Here is a 14,616-nt window from a genome sequence, read left to right on the forward strand (position 1 = left end):
AGGGCAAGAAGGACCTTACGGAACCCTTCGGTCATTTTCGGGAGCGTTGGTATATGATAGCGATCGAGCGGCACGCGTCGCGTGCAGCTCCCCGCTTCTCCTCCCTGAGCGGGTGCCTGTCGTTTTTCGATTAGGCTGTTTGACCCGCCGTTCAACGGCGGGTTTTTTTATGAGCCGGCCGAATCCGCAGGCGCCGTCAGGTGCGCGCCGCCGATCCCGGCCGCGCGTTGCCCGATCATTGTGCTACAGGCTCGCTTTTTTCGTCGGCGGCGGACGGCCGCACCCAGCTCTCGATCAGTTCGTGCGCCTCGTCGAGGCCCGTGCGCTTCATCGCGGAAAACAGCTGAACCGTCAGCTTGCCCTGGACGCCCTGGTCACGATACGCATCGAGCCCCTTTTGCGTGGTCCGCAGCGCATTGATGCTTTCTTGCCGCGTCAATTTGTCGCACTTCGTCAGCAGCGTGTGGATCGGCTTGCCGGTCGGTACGAACCACTCGATCATGCGGCGATCGAGGTCGGTCAGCGGGCGGCGCGAATCCATCATCAGAATCAGGCCGCAAAGCTGCGAGCGGGTTGCCAGGTAGGACGACAGCAGCATTTCCCAGTGGGCCTTGGCGGCGCCGGGCACTTCCGCGTAGCCGTAGCCGGGCAGGTCGACGAGATTCGCGACGGGCTCGGCGGCCGGGCCGACGGAGAAGTAGTTGATATGCTGCGTGCGGCCGGGCGTCTTCGACGCGAAGGCCAGCCGCTTCTGGTTGCACAGCACGTTGATCGCCGTCGACTTGCCGGCATTCGAGCGGCCCGCGAACGCGATTTCCGGCTGGACCGTCGGCGGCAGGTCGCGCAGATGGTTGACGGTCGTGTAGAAGCGGGCTTGATGGAGCAGAAAGGCCATGGGAACCGGAAGGACGGGCGGCGCGAGCCGCTTGGTGGAGGCGGGGTAGCCCCGATAGGCGCGGGAGCTTTCAACGCGATATTGTACAATACGGCGGTTTTACCGAAGGCCACCGGGCGCCTGCCTCGCGCTTTTATGTGGCTTCTGCGGTAGACTGAACGCCGTCGTTTTTTGCAGAACCTCAAATTCCCACAAGACGAAACAGGGTGTGCGAATGAATCGACTGTGCAAGTCTCTGATGGTGCTTCAGGTTGCAGCAGGGTTCGTAGGTTTCGTAGCAGAGGCAAACGCGGCGGAGGCGGCAAAGCCGGATCTCGACCGCGGCAAGGCGATTGCCGGGCAGGTGTGCGCATCGTGTCACGGTGCCGATGGCAATAGCGCGTCGGGCAGTTTCCCGAAGCTTGCCGGCCAGCATCCCGAATATCTGGTCAAGCAGTTGAACGACTTCAAGACGCAGCCGGGCGCGAAGGGGCCGGTGCGGACCAACGCAGTGATGGTCGGATTCGCGAGCGCGCTGAGCGCGGACGACATGCGCAACGTCGCCGCGTACTACGGGTCGCAGACGACGAAGCTCGGCACCGCACGCGATGCGGCGACCGTGCCGATCGGCCAGAAGATCTATCGCGGCGGCATCGCGGAGAAGGGCGTACCCGCCTGCGCGAGCTGCCACGGGCCGACAGGGCAGGGTCTCCCGGTCCAGTACCCGCGTCTGTCTGGACAGTGGGCCGATTACACGGTCGCGCAGTTGACCGCGTTCCAGCAGGGTGCCGGCGCGCGCAACAACAACGAGGCGATGCATCAGATCGCGACGCGGCTGTCGGACAACGAGATCAAGGCCGTCGCGGATTACATCGCGGGCCTGCGTTGAGCGGCCAGCCGCGAAGGAAATGACCGGACGCCCGAAGGGCGGCCGGAGTCAGAACAAGAAAAGGGTGGGGCGCCGCGCAGTCGCGGCCGCCTTGCCCTTTTTTGTTGTCAGTCGGAGTTTGAATGAGCGTTACCACGTCGGGGTTGCAGTCGAAGTCGAGTCAGGGTGCGTCGAAGCGCGCGGTCGAGCTGCTGAGCTCGATGCGCTTCGCGATTGCGTTGCTGGTGGTGCTGTCGATCGCGAGCATCATTGGCACGGTCCTGACCCAGGACGATCCGTATCCGAATTACGTGAACCAGTTCGGGCCGTTCTGGGCGGACATCTTCCGCTCGCTCGGCCTGTACAACGTGTACAGCGCGTGGTGGTTCATGCTGATCCTGATCTTCCTCGTCGTGTCGATCTCGCTGTGCGTGATCCGCAACGCGCCGAAGATGCTCGCCGATGCAAAGAGCTGGAAGGACAAGGTTCGCGAAGGCAGCCTGCGGGCTTTCCACCACAAGGCCGAGTACACGGCTTCCGGCACGCGCGCGACCGTCACGGCAACGCTCGCCACGTTCGTCACCAAGGCCGGCTACAAGCACGTCGTGCGTGAAAACGACGGCGCGACGCTGATCTCCGCGAAGCGCGGCGCGATGACCAAGTGGGGCTATATCTCCGCGCACCTCGCGATCGTCGTGATCTGTATCGGCGGCCTGCTCGACAGCAACCTGCCGATCAAATTCCAGATGTGGATGTTCGGCAAGAGCCCGGTCAACACGAGCGCGACGATCAGCGAGATCTCGCCCGACCATCGCCTGTCCGCGTCGAACCCGACGTTCCGCGGCTACGCGTGGGTGCCCGAGGGCCAGTTCGTGTCGACCGCGATCCTGAACCAGCCGAGCGGCTCGCTGATCCAGGACCTGCCGTTCTCGATCCAGCTCAACAAGTTCATCGTCGACTACTACACGACGGGCATGCCGAAACTGTTCGCGAGCGACATCGTCGTGATCGATCGCGAGACCGGCCGGAAAATCCCGGCGCGCGTCGAGGTCAACAAGCCGTTCACGTACAAGGGCGTGTCGATCTACCAGTCGAGCTTCCAGGACGGCGGCTCGCAGATGCAGATGACGGCCTATCCGATGACGGGCGGCAACGCGAAGACCTTCCCCGTGCAGGGCACGATCGGCAGTTCGGCGCCGCTGCAGATGCCGGGCGCCGACGGCGACACGATCGAGTTCGCCGATTTCCGCGCGATCAACGTCGAGAACATGGCCGACGCGAACGGCAAGCCGGACGTGCGTGGTGTGGCGACGACGAGCTCGCTGAAGGAAGTGTTCGACGAACGGCTCGGCTCCGGCGCGAAGACGTCGAAGCCGACGCAGCTCCACAACATCGGCCCGTCCGTGCAGTACAAGATCCGCGGCAAGGACGGCCAGGCGCGCGAATTCAACAACTACATGCTGCCCGTCGACATGAACGGCGAGCGCGTGTTCCTCGCCGGCGTGCGCACGAGCCCGAACGACCCGTTCCGCTACATGCGGATTCCGGCCGACAGCCAGGATTCGATCGGCGAATGGATGCACCTGCGCGCCGCGCTCGAGGATCCTTCCGTGCGCGCCGAAGCCGCCGCGCGCTTCGCGCAGCGTTCGCTGCCGGGCACCGACGCATCGCTGCGCGGCCGCCTGCAGGACAGCGCGTTGAAGGTGCTGACCCTGTTTGCGGCGAGCGACGACAGCGTCGGCCGCGGCGCCGACGGCCAGCCGATCGGCGGCTTCCAGGCCGTGGCGACGTTCATCGACCGCTCGGTGCCGAAGGCCGAGCAGGAGAAGGCCGCGAGCCTGCTGCTGCGGATGCTCGAAGGCTCGATGTGGGAGGTCTGGCAGATCGCGCGCGAGCGTGCGGGGGAGCCGGCGGCGCAGCAGGGCACCGACACGATCCGTTTCGTACAGAACGCGATCAACGCGCTATCCGACAGCTTTTTGTATGGATCGCCGGTCTATTTGCAGCTTGACTCATTCAAGCAGGTGCAAGCTTCGGTATTTCAGTTGACGCGCGCACCCGGCAAGAATCTGGTGTATCTTGGCAGCCTGCTGCTGGTCGCCGGCATCTTCTCGATGTTCTACGTGCGCGAGCGGCGCCTCTGGTTCTGGCTGAAGGACGCCGGTTCGGGCGTCGATGTGGTGATGGCAATGTCCACGGCCCGCAAGACCTTCGATTTCGAGAAAGAATACGTGCAGACGCGCGACGCGGCCGGTGCCGCCTTGCACGCCGCACCTCGCGACGCCGCACCGGCCGGTGCGGCATCGACGGCCCGTTCGCCTGCCGGCGGCGGTTCCGATTCCGAGAATTCCACCCGGTAACATCATGGATCTCACGCAAGTTTCCTCTTCCCATCGGGCGTCGGCCCAGGCGCCGGTCACGGCGCCGCTGTTCGACGATCGTCCGTTCCTCGCGCGCCTGTCGTTGCTCGACTGGCTGTTCGCACTGGCGCTCGTGGTGGGCGCGGGCTATGCGCTCGTGCACTACAACGCGCACATGGATTACTACGACAAGGCGGTGATGATCGGCACCGTGCCGGCGCTCGTCGCGCTCGGCTGGCGCTGGAAGCCCGCGCGGCTGATGATGGCGTCGATCGCCGTGCTGGCGCTACTGTCGATCCAGATCTACCAGGGCGATCTCGCGCGCGCCGATTCGGCGTTCTTCCTCAAGTACTTCCTGTCGAGCCAGTCGGCAATCCTGTGGATGAGCGCGCTGTTCGTGCTCGCGACGATCTTCTACTGGATCGGCCTGCTCGCGCGCTCGGAATCGGGCTCCGCGATCGGCCAGAAGCTCACTTGGGTCGCCGTGCTGATGGGCTTCACCGGCCTGATGGTGCGCTGGTACGAGTCCTACCTGATCGGTGCGGATGTCGGGCACATTCCGGTGTCGAACCTCTATGAAGTGTTCGTGCTGTTCAGCCTGATCACCGCGCTGCTCTATCTCTATTACGAAGGCCACTACGGGACGCGTTCGCTCGGCGCGTTCGTGCTGCTGGTGATCAGCGCGGCGGTCGGCTTCCTGATGTGGTACTCGGTCGCACGCGATGCGCAGCAGATCCAGCCGCTCGTGCCGGCGCTGCAGAGCTGGTGGATGAAGATCCACGTGCCCGCGAACTTCATCGGCTACGGCAGCTTCGCGTTGTCGGCGATGGTGTCGGTCGCGTACCTGATGAAGGAGCGCGGCGTGCTCGCGGATCGCCTGCCGACGCTCGACGTGCTCGACGACGTGATGTACAAGTCGATCGCGGTCGGTTTCGCGTTCTTCACGATCGCGACGATCCTCGGCGCGCTGTGGGCGGCCGAGGCATGGGGCGGCTACTGGAGCTGGGACCCGAAGGAAACCTGGGCGCTGATCGTGTGGCTCAACTATGCGGCGTGGCTGCACATGCGCCTGATGAAGGGCCTGCGCGGTACGGTGGCCGCGTGGTGGGCGCTGACGGGCCTGCTCGTGACGACCTTCGCGTTCCTCGGCGTCAACATGTTCCTGTCCGGGCTGCACAGCTACGGCAAGCTGTAAGATTCCCGCTGCTCGTCCGACTATGAGACCGCCGGTGCACTGCGTGCCCGGCGGTTTTCTTTTGTAACGGACGGGCGGTCCGGCCGGCGAACGGCGCAAGATGAGTCGGGTCGAACGCCCATGAAGCTGCGCGCGGCGCAGGCAGGAGGAGCAGCACGATGTGGATCAAACGCCCTTTGCTGAACGTACTGACCGGTGGCGATATCGCGCCCGGCGAAATCACGCCGCGCGCGGTCTTCGAGAACCGGCGGCGCGTGTTGCAGGCGGCCGGCCTCGCGGCGGCGGGCGGGCTGCTCGGCGGCAGCGGCGCGGCATTTGCCGCCTATGCGTCGCCCGACGCGCGGGCAGCGAAGCTCGCGGCGAAAACGAACCCGAAGTTCGTCGCGGCCGACAAGGTGACGCCGTTCAAGGACATCACGTCCTACAACAACTTCTACGAATTCGGCACCGACAAGAGCGACCCCGCGCAGAATGCGGGCACGCTGCGGCCGCGCCCGTGGCGCGTGAGCGTCGAGGGCGAGGTGCTGCATCCGAAGGTGTTCGATCTCGACGAACTGATGAAGCTCGCGCCGCTCGAAGAGCGCGTGTACCGGTTGCGCTGCGTCGAGGGATGGTCGATGGTGATCCCGTGGATCGGCGTGCCGCTGTCCGAGCTGATCAAGCGGGTGCAGCCGACCGGCAATGCGAAATACGTGCAGTTCATCACGCTGGCCGACCCGTCGCAGATGCCCGGCCTGTCGACACCCGTGCTCGACTGGCCGTACTCGGAAGGGCTGCGGATGGACGAGGCGATGAATCCGCTGACGCTGTTGACGATGGGCGTCTACGGGCAGGTGCTGCCGAACCAGAACGGCGCGCCGGTGCGTATCGTCGTGCCGTGGAAGTACGGCTTCAAGAGCGCGAAGTCGCTCGTGAAGATTCGCTTCGTCGACAAGCAGCCGAAGACGAGCTGGAACACGTATGCGTCGAACGAGTACGGCTTTTATTCGAACGTGAACCCGAACGTCGATCATCCGCGCTGGAGCCAGGCGACCGAGCGGCGCATCGGCGAGGACGGCTTTTTCACGCCGAAGCGCAAGACGCTGATGTTCAACGGCTACGGCGACCTGGTCGCGTCGATGTATCAGGGCATGGACCTGAAGAAGAATTTCTGAGGGCGAAGGTGAGAAACGACATGCCTCCTTCGACGCTGACGCCCGCGCGTGCAGCGGGCGCCGGCCCGGCTGCACGTGCCGTGCGGGCCGGCGCGACTCGCCCCGCCGCGCCGCGCTGGCTCGCGCCGGCCAAGGTGCTGGTATTCGCGGCGGGCCTTTATCCGCTCACGCGTCTCGTGCTGTTCGGGCTGACCGACCGGCTCGGCGCGAATCCGATCGAGTTCATCACGCGCTCGACGGGCCTCTGGACGCTCGTGATGCTGTGCGTCACGCTCGCCGTCACGCCGCTTCGGCGCATGACGGGGTTCGCCGCGCTGCTGCGCTTTCGCCGGATGATCGGGCTGTTCGCGTTCTTCTACGCGACGCTGCACTTCACGACTTACCTGTGGTTCGACAAGTGGTTCGATGTCATCGCGATCCTGAAGGACGTCGGCAAGCGCCCGTTCATCACGGTCGGTTTCGCCGCGTTCGTGCTGCTGATTCCGCTCGCGGCAACGTCGCCGCGCGCGATGGTGCGCCGGCTCGGCCGCCACTGGGCGACGCTGCACAGCGCGATCTACGCGATCGCGCTGTTCGGTGTGCTGCACTTCTGGTGGATGAGGGCCGGCAAGCACAATCTCGCGCAGCCGAAGCTGTATGCGGCGATCGTCGTCGCGCTGCTCGGCTGGCGGCTGGTTGCATGGGGATGGCGGCGCGTGCGCGCGTGACGGCGCAGCCAAAAACAAAAGGCGATGACCGGGAAGTCATCGCCTCGTTTCGAGAGCCTGCGCGGGCGGCGCGTCGTTACTTCGCGACGGCCGGGCTCGATGCCGGTGCAGCCGTGGCGGATGCCCCGCTCGACAATTCGGGCGACAGCATGAGCGGCGTGCCGGACGAATCGGGCACACTGTCGGACGACGCGTTTTCATCGGTCGGCTTCACGTCCGACGGCGGTGTGTCCTGCTGCTGGAGTGGCTTGGGCAGCGGAGGCACGGTGGGCAGATAGAGCGCGCCGCTTTGACCGCAGCCGGCAAGAATCGCCAAAGCCGCTACAATCGCGCTCATCCGGAAAACGACTCGCATGATCGTCCCTGAACAATTGAACCGATAGAGTTTAGCATGTCCGATACCGAATACCTGACCCGTGCCGAGGCCGTGCTGGCGGCCGTCGAGCGTACCGTCGACGACGCCAACGACGGCGATCACGACATCGATCTGGAGCGCAACGGCAGCGTCCTGACGCTGACGTTCGAGAACGGCTCGAAGATCATCGTCAACCTGCAGCCGCCGATGAAGGAGGTGTGGATCGCCGCGAAGGCCGGCGGTTTCCATTACCGGTTCATCGACGGCGCATGGCGCGATACGCGCACGGGCACCGAGTTCTTCTCGGCGCTCACCGAATACGCGACGCAGCAGGCCGGCCTGCCGATCACGTTCAGCGCATGACGATCGGGGCCCCGCCCCGACGCGTGACCCAACGAAAAAGCGCCCCGCGGGGCGCTTTTTTCATGTCCGGGCCGAGAGTCAGTGCGCCTGGAACAGGTTCATGATGTCCTGCTTTTCCTGCTCGTCGACGTGCGGCACGGTCGCATCGACGTTCTGCGCGGCTGGCGCTTGCGGCACGCCGACCGTCGACACGAAGCCGTGACCCGGCGCGAACTCGGTGAAGTACAGCTCGCCGCCGAGCGATTCGACGCTGTCCGGCATCGTCGGCTTGAACTCGGGCACACCCTTCAGCGCGGCACCCATGTAGTCGATCCAGACGGGCAGCGACAGGCCGCCGCCCGTTTCGCGATCGCCGAGGCTGCGCGGATTGTCGTAGCCGATCCACGCGATCGCGGCGAGCGTGTGCTGGTAGCCGGCGAACCACGCGTCGTGCGAGTCGTTCGTCGTGCCGGTCTTGCCCGCGAGGTCGGTGCGCTTCAGCACGTTGGTCCGTGCGCCCGTGCCGCGTTGCGCGACGCTCTGCAGCAGGCTGTTCATCACGTACGCGTTACGCGCGTCGATGGCGCGCGGCGCATTCTGTTCGGCGACGAGCGGCTGCGCGCGCACGACGATCGCGCCGTTCGGATCGGTGACTTCGGCGATCAGGTACGGATTGACGCGGTAGCCGCCGTTCGCGAATACCGAATACGCGCCCGCCATCTGCAGCGGCGTGACCTGGCCCGCGCCGAGTGCCATCGGCAGGTACGCCGGATGGCGTTCGGCGTCGAAGCCGAAGCGCGTGATGTACTGCTGCGCGTACTTCGTGCCGATGTGGTTCAGGATCCGGATCGACACGAGGTTGCGCGAACGCTGCAGCGCGGTGCGCATCGACATCGGGCCTTCGAAGCCGCCGCCGTAGTTCTTCGGCTCCCACGGCTGGCCGCCCGTTTCGGCCGCGCTGAAATACAGCGGACCGTCGTTGATCACCGTTGCCGGCCCGAGGCCCTTGTCGAGCGACGCCGAATAGATGAACGGCTTGAACGACGAACCCGGCTGCCGCCACGCCTGCGTGACGTGGTTGAACTTGTTCTTGTTGTAGTCGAAGCCGCCGACGAGCGAGCGGATCGCGCCGTCCTGCGGGACGATCGACAGGAACGCCCCCTCGACCTGCGGCAACTGCGTGATCGACCATTTGCCGGCGTCGTTCTTCACGACGCGGACGATCGCACCCGGGCGGATGCGGCGATTCGGCTGCGCGTTGGCCGACAGCGCGCCCGACGCGAAGCGCAGGTTGTCGCCTTCGATCGTCGCATTGCTGCCGTCGATGAACGCGACCGTGATCTGGCGCGGGTTTGCGGCCGTGACGACCGCTGCAATCAGTTCGCCGTTGTCGGGGTGTTCGAGCAGCGCATCGTCGATCGCCTGTTCGCGGTCGTCGGCGCCGGCCGGCAGCTCGATGAAGCCTTCCGGCCCCCGATAGCCGTGCCGGCGTTCGTAATCCATGATGCCCTTGCGCAGCGCCGTATAGGCGACCTGCTGATCCGCGGAGTCGATCGTCGTGACGACGTTGAAGCCGCGCGTGTAGGTTTCCTCGTGGTACTGCGCGTACATCATTTGTCGGACCATTTCCGCGACGTACTCGGCGTGCACGCTGAAATCGCGGCCCGGACCCTTGACGACGAGCGGCTGTGCGACGGCTTCGTCGTACTGCTCGCGCGAGATGAAGTTCAGCTCGAGCATCCGTTGCAGGATGTATTCCTGGCGCACCTTCGCGCGCTTCGGGTTCACGACCGGGTTGTACGCAGACGGCGCCTTCGGCAGCCCCGCGAGCATCGCCGCTTCGGCGAGCGTGATGTCCTTCAGGTCCTTGCCGAAGTAGACCCGCGCGGCGCTCGCGAAGCCGTATGCGCGCTGGCCGAGATAGATCTGATTCATGTAGACCTCGAGAATCTGATCCTTCGTCAGCGCACGCTCGATCCGGTACGCGAGCAGCATCTCGTAGATCTTGCGCGTGTAGGTCTTCTCGCTCGACAGGAAGAAGTTGCGCGCGACCTGCATCGTGATCGTGCTCGCCCCCTGCGACGCATGGCCGTTCGTCAGCGCGACGAAGCCGGCGCGCACGATGCCGGTGAGGTCGACACCGCCGTGATCGTAGAACCGCGCGTCCTCGATCGCGAGGATCGCCTTCTTCAGCGAGTCGGGCACGTCCTTGAAATGGACGACGTCGCGGCGCTCTTCGCCGAATTCGCCGATCAGCACGTGATCGGACGTATAGATGCGCAGCGGCACCTTCGGGCGATAGTCGGTCAGCGCGTCGAGCGACGGCATGTTCGGCCACGCGACGACGAGCGCGTAGCCGAGCACGAGGCCGCCGGCCACGACGAGCGCCACGCACATCGTGGCGAATCCGAGCAGGACTTTTTGCCACCAGGGCCGCTTCTTCGGCTCCGGGGCGGGAGGCGGGGACGTAGGAGTCGTGGATTGCATAGGCATACCGGAAAACAGTCCCGCGATTATAGCTGCCCGGTAAGACCGGTCCTGACGCGGGGGCCGCCCGCCCTGAAGCCGCGGGCCGGCGTACTTCCAGCATAGCCCGCGCGCGGCCGTCGCGAGCGGATGCTGGCCGTTAGGCCGACTGTCGGCCCGACGCGCCGTTTTGCAGAATCAGTCCCGGAAGCGCGGCGTGGGCCGCGACGATCTCGGGAGGCTGGGATGGCGGGAAGATGGCGAGCGCGGTTTGCGCAGGGCGGGCACCGGTCGACGGGAATCGACGTCGGTGCGGACGAGGTGAGGGTGGTCGTGCTGAGCCGGCGCGGCCGGGGCGCCGAGGTGTGCGTCGAGGGGCTGGAGCGGGAGCCGGTCGGGTTGGCGGGCGGCCCGGAGGATGCGCGTTGGGCGGCGGTCGCGCGGGCGCTGGCCGCGGCCGTGTCGAGACTGTCGGCGGCCGACGTGCGGTGCGGCGCGCGCGGCGTGATGGCGTTGCCCGATGACGAGATGCGCACCGCGATGCTGGACCTGGCCGGGCGGGACGACATCGAGGACGCCGCGCGGCAGGCGGCCGAACGCATTTCGGGGCTCGCGCCGGACAGTCTCGCGTTCGACTGGCGGCAGGATGGCGGTGCGGGGGAGATCGAGGTTGCCGTGGCCTCGCTGGCGCTGATCGAACGGCGGGTCGACGTGGCCGCGCAGGCCGGTGTCGATCTGACGGTGGTCGACGGCGAATCGGCCGCCGCGCTGCGTGCGTTGCGCTATGCGGCGCAATGCGAACTCGACGCGCAGGCGGGCCTCTGCGCGGCGCTCTGGTTCCATGACTCGGGCGTGCAGGGCTGGCGAATCGACGGTCCGTCGGCCGTACCGGTGCTGACGCTGTCCGGCGCGGTGCCGGGGGCGTTTTCCGATGCATTGCGCCGGCGCGCGCTCGGGGCCGTGCGCTGTGTCCTCGTGGCCGGGGACGAGCGGTGTATCGCCCGCTTCGAAACGTCCGTCGCCGAGATCGGTGACGTGGTCGGCGCGGTTGCGGTGCCGTTCGACTGCACGGGTTGGGGCGCGCAATCGTGCCTGTCCACCGGCACGCCGGGCGGCCCGGCATTGGCTGTTGCATTCGGGCTGGCATTGCGCGGGGTGTGGGAATGACGGCCCTCCATGCGGAGCCGGGCGGCTTCAACCTGTTGCCGTACCGGGAGCGGCTGGCGCGGGCGTTGCGACGTCGTCGGGTCGCGCAGTGCGGTACGGCGGTTCTGCTCGGCGTACTCGGCGCCGGCCTGTGGACGGGTGTCGCCAGCGGAGCGCGGTGGCGTGTGGATGCGGAGCGCGCAATCGTGGAGGCGCGGCTGCGGCAATTGCAGCCGCAGATGGGCGCCGCGACACGCGCCGCCAATGCGGCGGCCGTCGTCGCGCAGCGTGACGCGCAGGCGGCCGCGCATGCCGCACCTTACCGGCACGTCGCGGGGCTGCTGGCGACCCTGGCGCAGGTGCACGACGGCACGGTTCGGCTCGATGCGTTGCGCACGACGTCGGCCGGTGCCGTGCTCGATGTCCGCGCCGTGAGCTACCGGGCGGCTGCGCGATGGCTTGCGGGGATGGCGCGCGAGCAGCGTGGCTGGCGGATCGATATCGATGCGTTGAAGCCAGCCCCGGATGCACCGGTCGCTGCCGGCGGGATGCCGTTCCGGTTCTCGGTCCAGTTGCGCTGGCACGACGCGATGCCGTCCCGGAAAGCATCGGGAGGTGGCGCATGACGGCGCTCGCGCATCGGCCCGCACCGTATCGCGGAGGATGGCGGAACGGCGTGCGGCGCGTGTCGCCGGCGACCGCGCATATCGCAGGCTGCGTGCTCGCGTTCGCGGCCGTGCTGACGGGCGGCATTCATCTGGCGAATGCCGCGGACTGGAGCGGGCTCGCGCACAGCCGCGCGTTGCTGGCGGCGGCGCAGAAGCAAGAGGCCGACGCGCGGCGTGTTCTCGCAGCCGCTTCACGGCAACACGACGCGCATCCGGCGGCGGCCGACGGCGATCGCTCGTCGCGTGCGCCGGAATGGGCCGCGTTGATGCTGGAGCTGGCCGATCACGCCGCGTCGAGCGGGCTGCGCGGCGTATCGATCGAACCGCTGCGCGCCGAGGGGGCAGTGCCGGAAGGGCAGCGCTCGGTGCGCATCGTCGCGGATGGCGGGTTTCGCGCGTTGCTGCAGATGGTCGGATGGCTGGCGCGTTTTCCGGTGCTGGCGGTGCCGACCACGCTGCGTGTCGAACGAGGAAAGGAGGCCGCGCGTGTGGAAATGGCGGTCGACGTGTTTCCAGGGTTACCGGCGATGACGTCCAAGGGCGGGGAGACGCCGGTTCTGGCCGACGCGCCCGGCGCCGATCCGTTCGGCGGGGCCGGCTCGTCTGAAACGGAGGGGGCGGCTGCCCGCCTGGCCGGCACGATTCGCGACAGGCGTGCCGGTCTCGCGTTGTTCGACGACGGTGGCGGCGCATTCGCTGCCCTGGTGCCCGGCGAAGCCCTCGGGGCCGCGCGGGTGGTGCGAGTCGATCCCGTCGCCGTGACGCTCGCGACGGCGGATGGCGCGTACCGAGTCGCTCTGGACGACGGGAGGCACCCATGATGAAGCACGGATGTCGGGCGCTCGCCGTCTGGGCCGGATTGACGGCGGCCGGTGCAAGCGCCTCGTTGCCGCCGCTGCCGGCCGTCTGGCCAGCGGCATCGATGGAGGTGCCGGTGCCGGGCCTGCCGTTGCCCCAAGGCCCGGTGGACGGGGCGGACGGCCCCGCATCTGCGGAGGCCGGCCCGCCGCCGTTCGACCAGGCGGCTCGCACGGCGCTTCAGGCGGAGGCCGCCGCCCCGGCCCCCGGGCTGGAGGGGCCGCCGATCCCGTTGGCGCCGCCGGCCCGGATGGGCGACGCCGCCGCGCGGCAACCGGGCGATGCGGACGACGCACGGCGGATTTCGCTGAATCTGCAGGGAGCGGGGCTTGCGGCCGCGTTCGACGCATTCGCGCGGTTCACCGGGCTCAATATCGTCGTCGGCGAGCAGGCGCGCGGCACCGTCACGTTACGTCTGAACAATGTCCGCTGGCGCGATGCCTTCGACACGCTGCTCGACACGCACGGGCTCGCGATGTCGCGGCGGGGTAACGTGATATGGATCACGCCGGCGGCCGAGCTGGCGGCTCGCGAACGCGCGCGCTTCGAAATGCACGCGCGGGCCGCGGATCTGGAGCCGCTTGCGAGCCGGACGTTCGCGCTGCGCTACCCGCGCGCGCAGGACGTGCAACGGCTGCTGGCCGGCGCGACCGGCCAGCGCCTGCTGTCGAAGCGCGGCGCCGCGGCGGCGGATCCGCGGACAAACCTGCTGTTCGTCACCGATCTCGCGCCGCGCCTCGACCAGATCGCAAGCCTGATCGATGCGATCGACCGGCCGTCGCGGCAGGTCCGGATCGAGGCCCGCATCGTCGAGGGCGAGCAAGGCTTTTCGCGCAATCTCGGCGCACGTGTCGCGCTGAGGGCGCAGGCGCGGCCGCCGTCGGGCGAGAGCGCCAGCGAAAGCGCCTCGTTCACGACCGGCGCGCGCAACGCGCTCGACCTTGCCGGGCGGCCGCTCGGCGGCTTCGAAGCGGCGACCGCCGGCTTCACGCTGTTTGCCGCGCCGCTCAGCCGTGTGCTCGACGTCGAACTGAGCGCGCTCGAGGCGCAGGGGCGGGGCCAGATCGTTTCGAGCCCGCGCGTGGTGACCGCCGATCGCGTCAAGGCGATCGTCGAACAGGGTTCGGAACTGCCGTACCAGGCGAAGGTGGGCAATGGCGTGAGCGGCGTGCAGTTCCGCCGGGCGACGCTCAAGCTCGAGGTCGAGCCGCAGATCACGCCGGACGGGCGCGTCGTGCTCGACCTGGACGTGACGAAGGACAGCGTCGGCGAGCCGACGGCGGCCGGCCCGGCGATTCATACGAAGCACGTACAGACGCGCGTCGAGGTCGAGAACGGCGGGACGGTCGCGATCGGCGGGATCTATGAGCAACTGAACCGGAACGATGTGACGCGCGTGCCGCTCTTGGGCAAAATACCGTTTCTGGGCGCGCTTTTCCGGCACCGCGCGCAACGCGACCAGCGCAGCGAACTGGTCGTCTTCATCACGCCGACGGTCGTCGATGCGCGCTGCGATGCACGCGGCATGGGCAGCGCGGATGCCGATAAAACGGGGCCGGAAGCCGCCGGCGCAGGCTCGACAAGGCAGCCGCTTTGCCAGTAAGCTGCGCCACACACCAGCAA

At 67.4% G+C, this 14,616-nt stretch carries 13 protein-coding genes; 10 read left to right on the forward strand and 3 right to left on the reverse strand.

The features are described 5' to 3' along the window. Positions 1–235: 235 nt before the first annotated feature. A complete protein-coding gene (gene yihA, locus E9536_RS36195) occupies positions 236–895 on the reverse strand; it encodes a ribosome biogenesis GTP-binding protein YihA/YsxC (RefSeq protein ID WP_021161737.1) in 660 nt (219 codons plus the stop codon). 214 nt (positions 896–1,109) lie between these two features. On the opposite strand from yihA, the gene E9536_RS36200 reads away from it, so the two are divergent. From E9536_RS36200 to msrQ, 5 genes are all read left to right on the forward strand, one after another. Then, positions 1,110–1,763 (forward strand): c-type cytochrome, encoded by a 654-nt coding sequence (locus E9536_RS36200; protein WP_027788576.1) that lies wholly within the window; start codon positions 1,110–1,112, stop codon positions 1,761–1,763. Between the two features lie 122 nt (positions 1,764–1,885). Beyond that, positions 1,886–4,102 carry a cytochrome c biogenesis protein ResB gene (locus E9536_RS36205; protein ID WP_060060524.1) on the forward strand — a complete coding sequence of 739 codons (2,217 nt, stop codon included), beginning with the start codon at positions 1,886–1,888 and terminating at the stop codon, positions 4,100–4,102. Positions 4,103–4,106: 4 nt separating this feature from the next. Then, a complete protein-coding gene (gene ccsB, locus E9536_RS36210; protein WP_060082823.1) occupies positions 4,107–5,297 on the forward strand; it encodes a c-type cytochrome biogenesis protein CcsB in 1,191 nt (396 codons plus the stop codon). 158 nt (positions 5,298–5,455) lie between these two features. Next, entirely contained in the window at positions 5,456–6,451 is a 996-nt protein-coding gene (gene msrP / locus E9536_RS36215) for a protein-methionine-sulfoxide reductase catalytic subunit MsrP (RefSeq protein ID WP_060359892.1), read from the forward strand. A gap of 20 nt (positions 6,452–6,471) precedes the next feature. Next, entirely contained in the window at positions 6,472–7,158 is a 687-nt protein-coding gene (gene msrQ / locus E9536_RS36220) for a protein-methionine-sulfoxide reductase heme-binding subunit MsrQ (RefSeq protein ID WP_060319260.1), read from the forward strand. A 76-nt stretch (positions 7,159–7,234) separates the two neighbouring features. Here the strand turns inward: msrQ and E9536_RS36225 are convergent, their stop codons facing one another. Beyond that, positions 7,235–7,513, reverse strand: coding sequence for a lipoprotein (locus tag E9536_RS36225; protein ID WP_021161743.1), 279 nt, complete (start codon positions 7,511–7,513; stop codon positions 7,235–7,237). A gap of 36 nt (positions 7,514–7,549) precedes the next feature. Between E9536_RS36225 and cyaY the strand changes: the two genes are divergently transcribed. Next, entirely contained in the window at positions 7,550–7,876 is a 327-nt protein-coding gene (cyaY, locus tag E9536_RS36230) for an iron donor protein CyaY (protein WP_021161744.1), read from the forward strand. 78 nt (positions 7,877–7,954) lie between these two features. Here cyaY and E9536_RS36235 read toward each other — a convergent pair whose 3' ends face one another. Beyond that, positions 7,955–10,348: a penicillin-binding protein 1A gene (locus tag E9536_RS36235; RefSeq protein WP_211097518.1), complete on the reverse strand. Its 2,394-nt coding sequence runs from the start codon at positions 10,346–10,348 to the stop codon at positions 7,955–7,957. Between the two features lie 219 nt (positions 10,349–10,567). On the opposite strand from E9536_RS36235, the gene E9536_RS36240 reads away from it, so the two are divergent. Genes E9536_RS36240 through pilQ form a run of 4 tightly spaced genes read left to right on the forward strand, consistent with a single transcriptional unit; the run spans position 10,568 to position 14,596 of the window. Continuing rightward, a complete protein-coding gene (locus E9536_RS36240; RefSeq protein ID WP_136472462.1) occupies positions 10,568–11,488 on the forward strand; it encodes a competence protein ComA in 921 nt (306 codons plus the stop codon). Further along, entirely contained in the window at positions 11,485–12,093 is a 609-nt protein-coding gene (locus E9536_RS36245) for a fimbrial protein (protein WP_136472464.1), read from the forward strand. The genes E9536_RS36240 and E9536_RS36245 overlap by 4 nt, the downstream gene beginning before the upstream one ends. Continuing rightward, on the forward strand, positions 12,090–12,956 hold the full coding sequence (locus E9536_RS36250) for a pilus assembly protein (RefSeq protein WP_136472466.1): 867 nt from the start codon (positions 12,090–12,092) through the stop codon (positions 12,954–12,956). Before E9536_RS36245 ends, E9536_RS36250 begins: the two co-directional genes overlap by 4 nt. Continuing rightward, the gene (gene pilQ, locus E9536_RS36255; protein ID WP_136472468.1) at positions 12,953–14,596 is read left to right on the forward strand and encodes a type IV pilus secretin PilQ; all 1,644 of its coding nucleotides are present in this window, start codon (positions 12,953–12,955) and stop codon (positions 14,594–14,596) included. Before E9536_RS36250 ends, pilQ begins: the two co-directional genes overlap by 4 nt. The last annotated feature ends 20 nt before the right edge of the window (positions 14,597–14,616 follow it).

This window comes from Burkholderia sp. LS-044 (assembly GCF_004803625.1).
Taxonomy (GTDB): Bacteria; Pseudomonadota; Gammaproteobacteria; order Burkholderiales; family Burkholderiaceae; genus Burkholderia; species Burkholderia cepacia.